This window comes from Brasilonema sp. UFV-L1 (assembly GCF_012912105.1).
Taxonomy (GTDB): Bacteria; Cyanobacteriota; Cyanobacteriia; order Cyanobacteriales; family Nostocaceae; genus Brasilonema.
Window position 1 is genome coordinate 72,638 of sequence record NZ_QMEA01000002.1, and the last position, 15,832, is coordinate 88,469.

A 15,832-nucleotide genomic window follows, 5' to 3' on the forward strand; every position below is an offset into this window, starting at 1 on the left:
GTGGGCTAGAAAGGGTACTGTTAGATGCAAGAGTGTAAACGCAATCAATCTAATGAAAGCTGATTGTTTACCGAGCGTAGGCTAGAGTTTTTTGTGTGGGTTCTTCGTCTAAACAGCCGCTCGCCAGCAACAGATTAAGAGCCTGGAATGTTTTTTCAGAGGGCACTCCGAATAAATTGAACAATCCGACAATTTCAGCAGATGTTTTATCACCTTGTCTGATTGCTTCTCCTAGTTCCCTGAGGTAATTTTGATGCCGAAACTTGCGAGTTATAATTCTTGTTGAAAGCTGAAAACCGTCTGCGAGTTTCTCGTATTGCAAATCACTACGGAACCGGATGAGATCGTTAGATCTAACAGTCGGCGACATATGCTCATTGAGCATTCTTTCGAGAGTAGCTCTTAAATCATGAATGTCAGCAAAAGTTCCTTGATCGAATATGATGTAACCTAGTGGCCAACGATCATTAGCTCGGCAAGGACTAATGAGTTTAACAGTCCGATCAACCATGTTAAACAGAAAACCTGTTACACAGGCGATAGTTCCTGGATTAGATGAATCCTCTTCCTGAGATAATTTTTCACTCAATTCTGCTTTTTTCTGGATCTGTTTCTGATTCCGCTCCCGCAACCTTCCGGTGTTGGCTTTAATTATCTGCTCAGATTCGGGATTTTGCAGAGCTAAGATCACAAAGGCTAGCTCCTCAGCAGTAAATTCTTCATGAATTTGGTTTAAGATTTTTAAGGAAATGACAGAGAAACGATCAAGATAGCGTCCTTTTTCTCTAGAGAGTTTCAATAGCGATCGCGTGCGCTCTGGATTTTTCAAAGCCAGAGCAGTTGTTGTTTGAGGAAACCTGCCCAAAATTTCATGAAAATCGCTACAGAATTTTTCATAGTCTGGGTTGTCTAAAGGATCTGTTGCCCAGTAACAAAAACCTGCACCAGCAGACGAACCAAGGATTTCTTTGAGTAATTCCAAGACTTCAAGCCATAACTTAGCATTTTCTGGGGTGTAAAGGAACAGATCCGACAAACGTGGTGCTGATACACCGCAGAACCAGCAGCCAACCGAACACCCTTTGCTAAGTTCAACAGCAAAAGGAGCATGTATTATTTGATCTTGATAGCATTTTTTGTACAAACTTTCATTTCGAGCAATTTGTCGCTCTCGCCAAGCTTTAAACCTGAAATCTTTGGGCAAAGCAGCAAGGGAAATATCTTTGTCGCTTTCTTCAGAGAATATTTGCTCAAGTGTTCCTATTGGAGAAATAGAGTCTTGTTCTCCGTTTTGGCTAGCATATTCATTCAATAGCCGTCTAATTTCTTCAGAATTTATCTTTAGGTTATAGCGACAAACTGCTTGAGCAGGATCTTTAGATACTTGCTTTTTAAAATCTGGATCTGCATTCCATTTTTCAGAAAAACGCTTGAGCTGACTCTGACTTGTAAGTTCTTTATCATTAATTTTTTCAAACATGCGGCTGTTCCTTAATATAAGGAAATTCTAATGACTCTAGGTGAGCAGTTAGGAGTGAGGGTTACTCCTGACTCCTAACTCATTAATTGCTAGTTTTTAACTAACAGGAAATTTCTGCAAACTAGCAACCGCCAGCTACATATCTACCTTTGCCAGATTTGCCGCTATATACAAGAAAACCGCCGCTACCACCAGCAACAGCCTCTAGAGCTTCCTCAGAAAGTTCTCCCTCACCTTCGAGATCAGCAGGCTTGACTGGAAGCACGAGATATAGAATGTTGGGGTTTTCCTCAAGTACCCTCACTTCAATGTTGTCTGGAACTTGAACTCCGGATTCTTTAGCAATGATAGCCTTAGGATTACTTAGCAGTTCTTGTTTAAATGCATCATCTTTCCAGGCTTTAGCAACTAGATCGGCTTCAAATTCTTGACGAGTTTTATTTTCTGGCATGATACTGTCTCCTGAGATTTAAACTACTAGAGGTATGGCAATGATTCTTGGACTGTAAACACTAATCAAAGTTTGTATTATGTGTTTTTGTTCAAAATTGCCGAACCTTGATGGTATAAACTATTTTATTTTATTGCTAATACTCTAATTTTCATCCTCAGGAAAACTCATATTTTTTCAGTATTTGACTCATATAAATTAGATGATCTCAATTTTTTAGTTTTCTTTCTTTTACCATATAAAGAGATATAATAATTCAGGAATAACGCTCCTGAGTGCTGAATTATTATCAAGAGATTCAACTCAGAACAAGTTAGTTGCATATTAATATGGACATTTTATAAAGCTTATATAGCAAGACTTTCAGAAAATGAAGAAAAATGTGCATCTTTCATTTGTTGCTAGTCTATAGTGCCGCTAGTTATAAACTCACATTTCGCACCAAGAAACATGATATTTTGTAAGACAAATCAAAATGGTTTTATTTTAGCCATAAAACCCTAGAGATGAACTTTCTCCCGTCTCCTATAGATGATTGTGGAAAGCGACTGATACCATTTCACGAAAATCCTGATACCATTAATTCCCCCTACAGCGCCCAACTCCAGAGGGGACCCAAGCGCCCCCTACTCCCTCTGCTTGCTCACAATGTTCTAACCTTAAAGTGAAAGGGTATGAGGATACCAAAACGCGGATTTAATCCAAATAACATTCTTGCTTTTGGTTGATATGATTTTAGAAAGGACTGGAGCAATTCAACTTAATTGAAGATCATTCTAGAACCCCGACTTCTTTAAAAATTCGGGGTTCTATTCCTTGACTAAATAAGAATATAATCTTAAATTTAAACTATCAATTACTATCATCATCAAAAGCAAATAATATGAATGACTCTATACAATTTAGCGTTGGCTTAGTTATAGTCTGCTTGCTAATACTAATCTTGTTGTGGTTACCCGATATACTCAGGAATGAATAAGGGTTATTGATGGTTAATTCCGAATTTGGAATTCGGAATTATTCGGTCAATCTATTTGTCGTGCTACAAGGCGAGCAAATAACCCTCCTTGTTTAACCAATTCCGCATAAGAACCTACCTCCACCAAGCGACCTGCTTCAACAACATAGATCCTGTCAGCATTGCGAATGGTACTAAGGCGGTGGGCAATGACTATCCGGGTAGCATTTAACTTGTCTAGACTCTCGGTAACAATTGCTTGAGTGCGGTTATCGAGAGCACTCGTTGCCTCATCCATCAGAATAATTTTTGGCTTTAACAAGATGGAACGAGCAATTAATAGTCGCTGCCTTTGTCCTCCGGAAAGATTCGTACCGCCCTCACTAATCACAGTGTGCATTCCCATCGGCATTTGCTCGATATCAGCGGCGAAACCTGACATCCGTGCTGCCTCCCAAGCTTCATCCATTGTCACCAACGCCCCGCAGGTGAGGTTGTCAAACATTGAGCCGGAGTTAATTCGACCATTTTGCAGCACTACTCCTAACTGCCGTCGTACAGCTTGGACATCCAACCCAGCTAAGTCTTGTCCATCGTAATAAACAGTACCGCTTAGGGGCGTCTCAAATCCTAATAACAACCGGAATACTGTTGATTTTCCACTGCCACTGGGACCTACTATTGCGACAAATTCTCCTGGATCTGCATAAATGGTCACATCATCAAGGATTAATGGTCCATCCTCACGATAGCGGAAGGTGATGTGGTCTAAGACAATTCTACCTGTCAAGCGACCTGGATCAGCGCTACTCGGGTCAGTTTCTGGCATTCCGGTAGCAATCGGCTTTGCCCGCTCCCACAACGGTACAATTCCCAAAACATCAGTCAGGGTATTGCTCAAGTCAGTGACACCACTAATAAAAGTTCCAAACGCTGAATTAAAAGCCAAAAACGTACCCATATTCAGCCCAATGCCGCCTTTAGCCTGAGCCATCTGAATAAACAGAATCGCAAACCAATATAGCAGTATGGAACTGATCAAAGGCAGCGCCTCGTTAAAAACGGAAACACTATCATCTATCCGTTTGATACCTGCCTTCAGTTTGGTTCGCTGGCTGTATTTTTTCGCCCAAGCTGCGAATGCCCGCCCTTCTGCAGCTGCTACCCGCAGTTTTGATACCCCGTTGATGAGTTCTACGGTTAGCCCGTTAATTTCACCATCTGCAGCTTCTTGCTTTCGGTTTTTGCCTACCAATAGTATGCTAGATATTACTGTAACAATCACAGCTATCAAGGTTATACCAAATCCTACTAAAGCCAGTTGTACGCTGTAAACAAACATTAGTGCCAAGTTCAACAAGGAAAACACCGCACTTAAGAGAGTGCGTTGCGTAGCACCACTGAGCTTGGCGCGAATTTGGCTAACTGCTAACAGGCGAGTTAGCAAGTCACCAGACGAGTAGCTGCGAAAAAATGCAGGTTTAAGAGTCAGTAATCGGTCCCAAATTGCTGGCTGTAGGGCAGCATCAGCAGAGTTTTCAACCCGTAGCGTCAGAATTCCTTGAGCCATTTGAAACGCGGCTTGTCCGATCGCGGCGGCAAACAGCGCTAGCCCAATTTGCAACAACTGGACGCGATTGCTGTCAGGAATTGCATCATTTACCAACATTGCTGTTGCCTGGGGTGTAACCATCCCCAGTAATGTTCCCAATATCCCCAGCAAAACCACACCCACAAGCTCTTTTCTATTGCCCCTCGTGCCAAACTCAAACAGTGCTAGGGAGTTACGCAGGTGAAGTGGCAACGGTCGATAGAACATTTGGGCTTCTAGCCAGAGTGTCTGTGCTACTGCCCGATTTACTAATGTCCGAGTGCGCGAACTAGGGTCAAACAAGACATAGCGATCGCCCTTTTGTGGTAACAATGCGACTGGGCTTTTGTCTGAGTTGGTATATGCCAATAAAGGACCATGTTCCTCTCGCCACCAATCTCCTACTAGTAGAACACGACGAGTACGAAATCGAGACGCCCGCGCGATCGCATCCAATGGATCGCTAACCCGACTGAGGTCTTCTGATTGGGCGGGAGGGTTAATCGTTATCCCCAAAGCGCGACCTACAGCCCCAGCAGCAATCAGCAGTGGTGTTCCTTCCTGAAAAAACGCGGTTTCTTGGGGGTGCAACACCGTGGTTAATTCCCCTAACGCCGTCTGAGTCACCTGACGGTTGAGTTCTTCGCGTTCCTGAAAAAGGCGAAAATCGTGGGCTTTCCTCTTGACAACTAATACATTTAAGTAGTGTAAGAAATACTCGTGTAAACAAGCTAGACTCGTTGGAATCTGCTCAAAGTTTTCCAACTCTGTAGTTGGGACAACATGCACCTCAACCAAGTCTTCCGCCTCGACCCACATCCCAGCGGCTAGAGGAAACTTAGGCGAAGTGATCTCTAGCTTCAGATCCTCAATTCCCATCCACCGGGCATAGCCTTCACCCAGTTGTACCCAAAGTACTTGATTTGTAGAGCACGTCAGCGTGTGTCCCTTTTGTAAAGATAAGTAGCGCGACGAACCTGTCTGTTCCAAATCCACAGGAGTTAAGAGCGGATTCCTACGAATGAAATCGCCCAAGTGTTTGCTCCAGCCTTCTAAAAGAGCGATCGCACACTCATCATTCTCAGCAATACCAGCGGCTAGGGCGGCGATCGCCACTGGCGACAGTTCTGTTTCTTCAATCGCCACCGCTAGAATACCCCATTGCTCAAACAGTGCTGTACCGAACAAAGCCTCACCAGGGCTGACACTGAAAAGATAGTGACGATTGCCTTTTGGTTCGCCATCCTCAACAGACGTAGCAAATAGTGCGAGTGTGCCAGAATGAACCACCCAAACCATGTCTGGGTCATTCAACAGCAGAGGTTCATTACCCTTAATACAACGTAGTTTCGATTCAATATTCAGATCCAGCATAACCTTGCTTCCTAACCCTCTTCACTACTTGTCAAACGGGCATATGTTCCTCCGAGATGGCGTAACTGCTCATGGGTACCTCTTTGTACCACTTTGCCTCGCTCTAGGACAATAATTTCATCGCAATCGCGAATTGTACTCAGTCGGTGAGCGACCACAATACAAGAACAACCGCGCCGTCGCAGGTTCCGATCAATAATCAATTCTGTTTCAGCATCAAGCGCACTAGTTGCTTCATCTAACACCAACACTGCGGGATTCCTAATTAAAGCACGGGCAATTTCTAAACGCTGGCGTTGTCCTCCACTCATATTCGTGCCCCCTTCCAAAACCTGGGCATCATATCCTCCAGGCATATTCAAGATCAGATCGTGAATGACTGCGTCTTTACATGCTTGCACCAAATCTTCTTCTGGGACAGTTGAATCCCAAAGCGTCAGATTTTCGCGCACTGTCCCAGCAAAAAGAAATATATCCTGTTCAACCATAGCTAGTGAATTAGCTAAAACCGAGCGTGGAATCTGACTTCGGGGAATACCATCAAACAGAATTTCGCCTGCCCAAGGCGAGTAAAGACCTGTTACAAGCTTGGCAACTGTGGACTTTCCAGAACCACTACCACCAACAAATGCTACCCGTTGCCCAGGTTTCAAAGTCACATTCAAGTTTTCAATCAGGGGGGGTTCCAAACGGCTATAGCCAAAGCTGATGTTACGCAACTCAATGTAGCCCACAAGCTGAAATGAGTCTTCCCTGATTGCATGTAGAGACGTTCCATGAAACGTCTCTACACGAGTGCCTCCGTCAGCTTCGGAATCAATCGGGTTTTGCAGAACGTCATCGAGTCGGTTTAAATCCGCCTCTAGCTCTTGCATTGTACTGCCGAAATTGACGAGATTGTTCACTGGCTTGAGGAATTCGCTCGTAAGAGTCTGGTAGGCAACTAGCATCCCAATACTTAGACTGCCGTTCATGACCCTGAAGCCACCAACAACTAAGATAGAAGTTGTCGCCAAAGCCGTTAAAAACGTGGGTAATGTGGACAAAACTTGGCTTGGAAGTGCCAATTCTTGCTGGGCGTTGAGCATTTTGGCATAATATCCAGCGAACTTAGAAAATAAGTCAAACTCTAAGCCGCTGGCTTTAACTGTTTCCATTGATTGAATGCCGCCGATCGCAACACCAGCAACCTTACCGTTTTCCTGAGCAACTTTCATGTTGGCATCAACACGACTGCGCGATAAAGATTGCAGAGCAAAAAAGTTGAATGCTGCAAAGAGAATAGCTACGCTGGTCAATATCCAGTCATACAAAATCATAATCGCAGCGTAAAAGACAATCATCAGCGTATCGATCACCGTAGTCGCAAGTTGCCCTGATAGCACATCTGCAACTTTGTCATTGAGTTCATTGCGACTGCTAATTTCACCCGTAAAACGCTGGGCATAAAAACCAATCGGTAAGCGTAGAGTATGCCAGAGAAACTGTCCTGACATTGAAACCGACAATTTGACCATCAGCCTGCGCAGGTACAAAAGCCGCATCCGAGCGAGAATTCCTTGACTTACTGCCGCAAACAGCATTCCTATTAGCAAAGGTCGCAGCCAGTCTTGACGGTTTTCAACTAGAATTTCATCTACAAAGACTTGAGTAAAAGCTGGTATACTTAAACGCGGTATTGTAAGTAATAACCCTGCAATCAAACAAAATATAATTGCTCCACGCGAACTTTGTAGACGAGAGCTTAAAGCCGAGACAATGCTCTTTTTTTTACCTCCCCTCTTAAACTCTGGTCCACGTTCCATGAACAAGACTACTCCAGTGTAGGCTTGGTCGAACTCCTCCAAAGAAACTGACCTGCGACCTGTAGCTGGATCGTTGAGGTAAACGCGGTTTTTAGAAAACCCCTCTACGACTAAAAAGTGATTGAAGTTCCAAAAGACAATGTACGGGGGGCGAAAGTCTTTGAGAGCTTCTAGCGGTTTTTTGAACCCTTTTGCCTCCAAGCCATAAAATCTAGCTGCTTTGAGTACATTAGAGGCTTTACTGCCATCCCGCGAGACTCCACACTCGCGCCGTAGTTCGGGCAAGGGCACGATGCGACCGTAGTAGCCCAAAATAATTCCTAGAGCAGCAGCACCACATTCCACCGCCTCCATTTGCAGAAGTGTGGGAGTGCGGACGTGACTTGGTTGGCGTTGCGGCAAAAACTTGAGATTAATAAAGCCAAGAGCCATAGTTCAGTCGTCGTTTGTTGAAAGTTTTGCACTCTTGACTGGCAGCTTTTTAGTAAACACCAGTCAAAGTTCTGAAAATTGGAATCACGTAGGAAATAGGTGCTTGTTGCCCGATTTGCACCCTGACTTGCGCCGTAGTCCCAGACGAAACTTTTAGTGCAGGTCCTTTAGAGGAAGACCATTTATAGCCACTGATAGTTTTCGGGTCTTGTTCCATCTGGGCAAAGATTTGCATTGGAGCCCCACCGCTAGTTGACAAAGTTTGCGCGATGTTATTAGCAAGGTTTTCGTTACCGATAATTGCTGAAATATCTTGGTTCGTTACTGGGAAGGGTGAAACGTGCGTTACCTTGCCAACAATGCCGCCGAAGCGTTCACGCTTGACCATACTAGGGGTGACTTGTACGGGCATTCCGGGCTTGATTTGCTTACCGTCTTTATCAGCAAAGTAAATGACGCTTACGAGTTCAGCCTTGGGGTCTTCGGTTTCAATCGAGGCAAGGCGGGTACCAGCAGCAACCGTTTGACCTGGAGCGATCGCAACTTCTAGCACACGACCATTGTATTGACTGATAATTTTGCTTTTACTAGCTAGTTCCAACTCCAGTTGGGCAATCCGACGCTTAGTTTCTTGAACTTGATTATTTTTGTTGAGCGATTGCTCTCGGTCTTGTTGAGTCAGCTGGGCTGCTTGCACATCAAGATTTTGAATTTGAGTACTAATGTCTTTAATAGAGTTAAGATTTTTGATATACTCAGCTTGTGCTTGGGATTCTTGGCTATCGAGTTCTCTCAGTTGTGCTTGCAGGTCTGACACTTTCGTGAGACTGTCCGTATATTCTTGTTGGACTTGCAATAGCGTATCTTCGTTAATAGCTCCCTGCTGTCTCAGGCCAGCTCGAATCTCCAGCCGTTTTTTAAGCGCTGGGATTAGGGCACTGGCTCGCTCTAGACTTTGCTTGGTGCTTTCACGCCGTTGCGCCAGAGACTGAAGGCTTTTTTCAAGCAAGATTGGTCCGAATGCTTGGAAACTACGTAGATTTTCTACAAGAACTGCTCTCTGCTTCTCTAAGTTCTGCCGTTTGAGTTCAATCCCCTGCTTTTGCAAATCATCGGTTTCTTTATTCTGAGCCAACAGTTGAGTTAACTTTGACCTCTCTTGCTGCAGTTGCTGCCTGAGTTGGGGTTGGTCGATTGTACCGAGAACTTCTCCCGTTTTTATTGTATTCCCAGACTTGAGATTGAGTGTTATGATTTGACCTTCGCTGGCAACTTGAAATGGTACCACATTGCGGGGTCGGATCAGTACCCCCTGACCATTCACAGTCAGCGGAATCCGTCCGAATACACTCCAAATAACAGCAACAACGACTAAAGAGCCAATTGTAGTCAGGGGTAACCAGGCTCTACGGTTAACCACCTGCATCATCTGGTCTAGTCGTTCTGGCGAAGATAAGCGTTCTAAAGCTTCTTGACGAAAAAGTTTGTTTTCTTTAGTCTGCATATAGTTTTGTATCAAAAAGTTTTTTGAATTTTAAATTTTAAATTCCTTAAGACAGAACTTTCAAGCGTTTGAGCATCCAGTCAAATCTGGCACCGCCTAGAAAAATGTTGTCCATCACATTTAAATCAATTTCATCTTCGTATTCAAAATTTTCGGATAGCCTCTGCCCAACTCGATAGGAACTTCTGCCGTATCCAAGGCGGCTGATTAGCCCTTGAAGTCTAGCTGAAAGCAGCATAGCTATGACTCGGTAGAAACGAGCGCCCATACCTGGGTTTTGCTGGAGTTTGATCATTAGTTGTTGCTTTTTAATCGCCAACACTTGAGAATCTTCTGCAGCTTTGAAGGTATAGGTAGGTAAGCGGGCATCAATCAGAGCCGTTTCGCCAATAATTTCACCACTTAATGAGGAGGCTATCTCGGTTGCGGGTGAAGAGTCGCCTTGCTCGTAATCTTCCAAAATTGTAAAAACACGAGCCAGACGATTATCTGTATCTTCGTTTGCAAATACAGAGATTTTTCCTCGTAATAACACGTAGATGCATTCCAATGGTCTACCCGCTTGGATTAGCACACCGCCTGGGGCAATCATTTCAACGTGACTGTGTTCTATCAACCAGTCAACATCGCTATCGCTGAGTTCACCAAACAACAGGGGAACGTCTTGCAGTGGGGGAATTTTTATATTTTGGCGATGTGTAAACTTTTTGACTAGACGTTCAAAACGGTCTAGAAGCAAAATTGCGATCGCACGGTAAAACCGGTTAGCAAATCCCACGTCTTGGTGGAGTATCGTTAACAGTTTCTGGCTGGGTAAAGCCAGAACAACTGAATTTTCTTCCGCTTTTACTGTAGTTGCTGAGGGACTAAAATTCAAAAAGGATATTTCACCTAGGACCTCGCCACGGTCAAAGCGAGTAATTTCCTGCTCTAAGTCTTCATTATCCTCAAGAGTGGCAAAAATGCTTGCTAAAGCACTATCTTGATTTCTTCTGATACTAGCACTTAAAGTGCCTTCAAGAACTATATATAAATAGTCAAGATTGCTCTGCTGCTGAATTAATATGGTTCCTGGGGCAACTTGTTGTTGACGACCATTGGCTATCATCCAGTTAATATCAGTATTACTCAACTGTTGGAGCAGAACCTCTGTCATATGCTTAGATTTTTAAAGTAAAGTTGCTATTTTGTAATTATCCAAACGTGAGCAAGCTAAAAATTATTGTTCATAATCGCGAGTGAGGAATCTTTCTATTTTTATTTTGCTTGAGTGACAACACCAAAGATAGTAAATCAGAACTATAGTTCTCTTAAGCCATGATTTTTTTGGCTACTTTCTCTAAAGTCTGACTTATAGGATGGTTAGGGTAGTTGAGGCAAAAAATGCCGTTACTAGCAAACCTAAGCAGATCTTCAGACTCAGGAATGATACCAACAACTGGGGTTTGATAAATGTGTTCCACTTTTTTTTGCAAATCCTCGAAGTCGTACTCTTTTAGCGCTTTATTAACCATTAGTAACAACTTGGGCACTCGCAGTTTACGTGCTACATCTACAGTTACAGCAGTACCCTGAAAATCTTGTTGGTCGGGTCGAAGTACTAACAAGACGATATCAGAAGTTGTTAGCGATATTAGGGTTTCTTGGTTGAGGCCGGGATGGGTGTCGATAAACAAATAGTCGAGTTTGAGATTTTTGATTAAGTCTTTAAAGCCCTTGAGCAGCAGTTCAACGTCGAAACGCTCGCGTAATATGCGGGAAATATCGTTCAATTTAACACTTGAAGGAACCAAATAGATACTACTACGGCTATTTGCTTGATTTTTAAGTACAGATGTAACATCATAGGCAGCATCGGTGATTGCACAGCGACCCCACAGGAACTCATTCAGGGTAAGTTTCATCCGTTTTTCATCCCAGCCGAATAGGATGTGAATGCCTGGTGATGGAAGATCTGTGTCAACAATGCCAACACGATTGCCTTTGCGGGCAATGGCTGTGGCAATATTAGCTGTTGAGTTTGACTTGCCAGTGCCACCTCGATACGAGTGAATAGAGACAATTTTTGCCATAGGGAGTATTTCTGTTGCCAACCTCTAATGCAATCAGTTCAATACAAAAACAGTTGTCGTTTGGATAAAATGGCAGAACTCTTAACGACTTTATTCCCCAACCTATCACTTTCTCTTGCCCTTAATAAAATAGACGATAGCAGAAAAAGTGATAACTTGAGGGTATGAAACAGTGACGTTGTTACTGAACTTAAAGTGATAGCCTCTGTTCATTCTCAGCTTGTTGATATTTCAAACTTGAGCAAGAATAGACTTTGCCAGTTTTTACCGCATGAGCTGGACTCGCTCTCAATTGATTTATCCCCTGTAACTTATTTTGGCAGACCATGAACTGAAGAATAATTATAGTCACTTAAATTAATATTAAGTTAAACAGATAAGTTAATGAGATTTTCAAAGACATAACCTGGTGCTCTGTTAAGTTTTTCTCGAATTTTAAAAATAATTACATTTAGTTAACATTCAATATCTCTATAGCTTTTACCCAGGCTGAGCACAAGCTTTGCAATGGAAATCAAAACTGCGCGATATTGACTTTCTCTAACAGAGTCTTTGATTTGGGTTTTGATCAAGGCATGACTCATAAGCAAGGTCATCTCTTCTGAGACGATTTCATCGCAAACTTGTTCAATGAAACGTTCAGTTACGTACTCCATGACTACAGGCGACAATGTGAAGTTTCTTAAACTTTTTTCAATCAGCGTAGGCTTAAAGCGAAGCTCTTCCCGCAGGATAGCCTTGTCAATTAGATATCTCCTATCCAAAGATCTAAGCACATGTAGTAACTTTTGTTTTTCTTGCGGTAAGAAAATGTCATCTCGAAGTTCTTGAAGCGAAACTGTTTCTCGATGAATTGCCAACCAATACATTACCGAATTTTCTAAATCGAATAAGCGATTGAATTGACAATTAAAAATGTCATGAATTTCATCAAAAACTAGCCAATATTGTTTACATAACTTAATAAACTCACAAAGATTATGATCAAATCAATTCTGAAATAAATATGACTTAAAGTGATAGTAATCCGCATTCAGAAGTGTAATTTTGTCATACTGTAGACGTTTTACGGTGAGCCAGTCCGGTGGACGGGTTCCACAGGCTAAGGGTATCGCTAAAATATTTTGTGTAAAAAAAACAGGCAAAAGATGAATCTTTATCCTTTTGCCTGTACAATTTTCTATTGAGGCTCTCTTAAACAAATTTTTTTGAAAAGTAATTTAAACACGCTCATTTGGAATGACATCATTTTGAATTTTGGGCAAATCTCCATGAGTGTCAATATCTAACTCTTCGCGACGAATTGTTTCTTGTGCTTCGACTGTCTCTCTATCAACCACTTTTCTGACGCGGACTTCTTCACGTACAAACGCTTCTTTATGAATCTCAGGTGTTTCCTCATAGATTTCTATGCGTGCTACTTCCCCTTCTTGAAATTGAAGTTCACCGGGATTTACTGCTGTCCCTGCATCTGTAGGACTGACTCGCTCAATGACAACTCGCTCTCTTTCAATTGGTACTGAAACACTTGCTGTTTCTATTTCAATGTGCTTACCAACTGCGACTTCTCCTGTTTTGATACGGTTTTTATTTGCAATGAGCCGTTCTTCGTATAGTTTGAATGTTTGATGGTTCTGCTCATTCAAGTTGTACAGGGATGCATCCTGTTGGTAATTGTAGGTATCGCGATTGTAAGCTACATCATTATTAGATATTGGACGATAAGCTTTACGTACCTGCTCTTCATAATCGTAATCAACGGTTATGTCGTCTTTATACACAGGCAAACTTTGTACTTGCTCTTTGCTAAGCCCATCGACATAAACGCGCTTCTGATTATAATCAGTCCGGGAAAGACCAATTGGTAGCAATATTCTTTTTTCTGAAGAATTGTACTGAGTATCTATCACTAAATATCGAAAACGACCATCTGCATCAACTAGCACATTGATAACTGAGCCAACTTTTACTCCACCTTCTGTATACAAGTCCAAACCTATGATGTCTTCGCCACCAAAAGTATCAGGGTAATTTGGATCAAAATCTGCAAGTTTGTAGAGAGGCATAATGTTTTTCCTGCTTTAATAAGAATGTCTATGCTTTTTCAATTAAAAAAAAAATTGGATTTTTTTTCATCTCGCTGACGACTTAATTTTTGTAATGATTCATCGGTCATTAGTAATGACTCCTTAATGAGTAGATGATTTTTGAAATTAGAAATGCTTAAATATTTATCTCTAAAGATAGGCAGATAATCTGAACGTGACTCGTTATTCTAAAAACTGAGTCTGTCTGTGGTAAGATACACAAGTAATGTCCTAATCATTCAGACATAATTCTAGATATTCAAAAGGTAGAGAGTAACAATCTAATTGAATGAAAACTACTAAGATAAAATATAAAACCTGATAAAATGTCTGGTCAAGCTTGGTTATCACAGTTGAAACAACATAAAGTCATTGCTGTTGTCCGCGCCTCAGAAATATCGTTGACGCGCCAGATGGCTTTGGCTGTCGCATCTGGGGGAATACAGTTAATTGAAATTACCTGGAATAGTGCTGGTGCAACTGAACTGATTACACAACTAAGAGTAGAGTTGCCTAATTGTACGATTGGAAGTGGTACGCTGCTCAATTTACAACAAATGCAGGAAGCGATTGCTGCGGGGGCACAATTTCTCTTTACTCCGCACGTTGATCCAGTAATGATTCAAGCAGCAGTCAATATAGGTGTACCTATTATACCAGGAGCGCTCTCCCCAACAGAAATAGTAACTGCCTGGTCTTGTGGAGCAAGCTGTGTCAAGGTGTTTCCCGTCGAAGCGGTGGGAGGGGTAAATTATATAAGAAGCTTGCAAGGACCTTTGGGTCACATTCCTTTGATTCCGACTGGAGGTGTGACTTTAGAAAATGCCAAAGAATTTTTACAAGCAGGCGTCATTGCAGTTGGTTTAAGTAGTCAATTGTTTCCCAAAGAGTTTGTAGATATAGAAGATTGGAAGGCGATCGCATCACTTGCGGCAAGCTTGATGCAAAAAATTAGTGAGTAGAGTGGTTAAAGGAAGTTCTGGTAGTATTGAAACGCCATTCGCTTACACCGCCTGAGTACAGGTCGGTGTAAGTAATTCACAGCTTAATATGTTGCAAATGTGCGCGGGGATTGGAAGTACGAATAGAGCTGATTTTTTCGTAGTACTCCCGTTCTTGCTGGCTGATATCTTTTGGTGGAACAATAGCGACTTTGACCAACTGGTCACCACGTCCACCGCGAGGTTGAGGCCAGCCTTTGCCACGTAGGCGTAGAGATTGACCAGAACGCACTCCAGCAGGAAGCTTCACTGTAACCAAACCATCTGGTGTAGGTACCTCAACTGAGGCCCCGAGAACGGCTTCGTCTGGTGTAATTGGTATTTCGCACACCAAGTTATCTCCCTCAAACTGGAACAAGGTGTGGGGTTGAAGTTCAACTTTGAGGTACAAATCACCACGTTGTTGGGTGAAAGGACTGACTGGTCCTTTACCGCGTACGCGCAGACGGCTACCGGGTTTAGCACCTGCGGGTATGCGAACATCAATGACTTCGTTGCCTAAATTTAAGTGTTTTTGCACACCATTAAAAGCTTCGGAAAAAGTTAAGGCGATCGCAGCTTCGCTATCTTGGGTAGCGCCAGCAGTACCCATATCTTGAAAATTAAAATCATTAAAGCCGCTAAAACCACCAGGTCCACCAGCTGTAGAAGTACGGTAGGTTTGCCGCGCACCGCGTGGACTGCTAGTTGCAAAGCGTCCTAATAACTCGTTAATAAATTCATCAAAGCTACCATACTGGCTGAAGTCAAAACCGCCCATATCAACGCCAGCACCAGATGGGAAGCCATCAGCCGCTTGTTTCCAGTATTGACCAAATTGGTCATACTTTTTGCGTTTGTCTGCATCTGACAAAACTTCGTATGCTTCGTTGACTTCTTTAAAGCGTGCCTCAGCTTGTTTATTGTTTGGGTTGACGTCGGGGTGATATTTCCGCGCTAGTTTGCGAAAGGCTTGTTTGATTTCTTCTGGACTGGCAGTTTTACTAACGCCCAAAGTTGCGTAATAATCCTTGAAGTCAGTTGCAGCCATTTACCAGCCTCCTCTAGAAATTCCTGTTAAATTTTTATCTAAAATTA

Annotated in this window: 11 protein-coding genes; 1 reads left to right on the top strand and 10 read right to left on the bottom strand. The window is 42.7% G+C overall.

All coding sequences use genetic code 11. From position 1 onward, the window contains the following. Positions 1–67: 67 nt before the first annotated feature. The 9 genes from DP117_RS01075 to DP117_RS01115 all read right to left on the bottom strand — a co-directional run bounded on the left by DP117_RS01075 (position 68) and on the right by DP117_RS01115 (position 13,733). Positions 68–1,480 carry a radical SAM family RiPP maturation amino acid epimerase gene (locus DP117_RS01075; protein WP_169216485.1) on the bottom strand — a complete coding sequence of 471 codons (1,413 nt, stop codon included), beginning with the start codon at positions 1,478–1,480 and terminating at the stop codon, positions 68–70. A 121-nt stretch (positions 1,481–1,601) separates the two neighbouring features. Then, on the bottom strand, positions 1,602–1,931 hold the full coding sequence (locus tag DP117_RS01080) for an NHLP leader peptide family RiPP precursor (RefSeq protein WP_169216486.1): 330 nt from the start codon (positions 1,929–1,931) through the stop codon (positions 1,602–1,604). Between the two features lie 1,025 nt (positions 1,932–2,956). Beyond that, complete coding sequence (locus tag DP117_RS01085; protein WP_211175849.1) at positions 2,957–5,854, bottom strand: NHLP bacteriocin export ABC transporter permease/ATPase subunit; 2,898 nt, start codon at positions 5,852–5,854, stop codon at positions 2,957–2,959. Between the two features lie 11 nt (positions 5,855–5,865). After that, positions 5,866–8,091: an NHLP family bacteriocin export ABC transporter peptidase/permease/ATPase subunit gene (locus tag DP117_RS01090; RefSeq protein WP_169216487.1), complete on the bottom strand. Its 2,226-nt coding sequence runs from the start codon at positions 8,089–8,091 to the stop codon at positions 5,866–5,868. Between the two features lie 49 nt (positions 8,092–8,140). Beyond that, positions 8,141–9,595, bottom strand: coding sequence for an NHLP bacteriocin system secretion protein (locus DP117_RS01095; protein ID WP_169216488.1), 1,455 nt, complete (start codon positions 9,593–9,595; stop codon positions 8,141–8,143). A 46-nt stretch (positions 9,596–9,641) separates the two neighbouring features. After that, complete coding sequence (locus DP117_RS01100) at positions 9,642–10,751, bottom strand: cyclic nucleotide-binding domain-containing protein (protein ID WP_169216489.1); 1,110 nt, start codon at positions 10,749–10,751, stop codon at positions 9,642–9,644. Between the two features lie 154 nt (positions 10,752–10,905). Further along, a complete protein-coding gene (locus DP117_RS01105; protein WP_169216490.1) occupies positions 10,906–11,667 on the bottom strand; it encodes a MinD/ParA family protein in 762 nt (253 codons plus the stop codon). A gap of 455 nt (positions 11,668–12,122) precedes the next feature. After that, a complete protein-coding gene (locus DP117_RS01110) occupies positions 12,123–12,536 on the bottom strand; it encodes a hypothetical protein (RefSeq protein ID WP_169216491.1) in 414 nt (137 codons plus the stop codon). A gap of 351 nt (positions 12,537–12,887) precedes the next feature. Continuing rightward, positions 12,888–13,733 carry a DUF2382 domain-containing protein gene (locus DP117_RS01115; protein WP_169216492.1) on the bottom strand — a complete coding sequence of 282 codons (846 nt, stop codon included), beginning with the start codon at positions 13,731–13,733 and terminating at the stop codon, positions 12,888–12,890. Positions 13,734–14,080: 347 nt separating this feature from the next. Here DP117_RS01115 and DP117_RS01120 point away from each other — a divergent pair, with 347 nt between their 5' ends. Then, positions 14,081–14,716, top strand: a complete 636-nt coding sequence (locus DP117_RS01120; RefSeq protein ID WP_169216493.1) for a bifunctional 4-hydroxy-2-oxoglutarate aldolase/2-dehydro-3-deoxy-phosphogluconate aldolase — start codon at positions 14,081–14,083, stop codon at positions 14,714–14,716. 76 nt (positions 14,717–14,792) lie between these two features. On the opposite strand, the gene DP117_RS01125 is transcribed toward DP117_RS01120, so the two are convergent. Then, entirely contained in the window at positions 14,793–15,785 is a 993-nt protein-coding gene (locus DP117_RS01125) for a DnaJ C-terminal domain-containing protein (protein ID WP_169216494.1), read from the bottom strand. Positions 15,786–15,832: the final 47 nt, after the last annotated feature.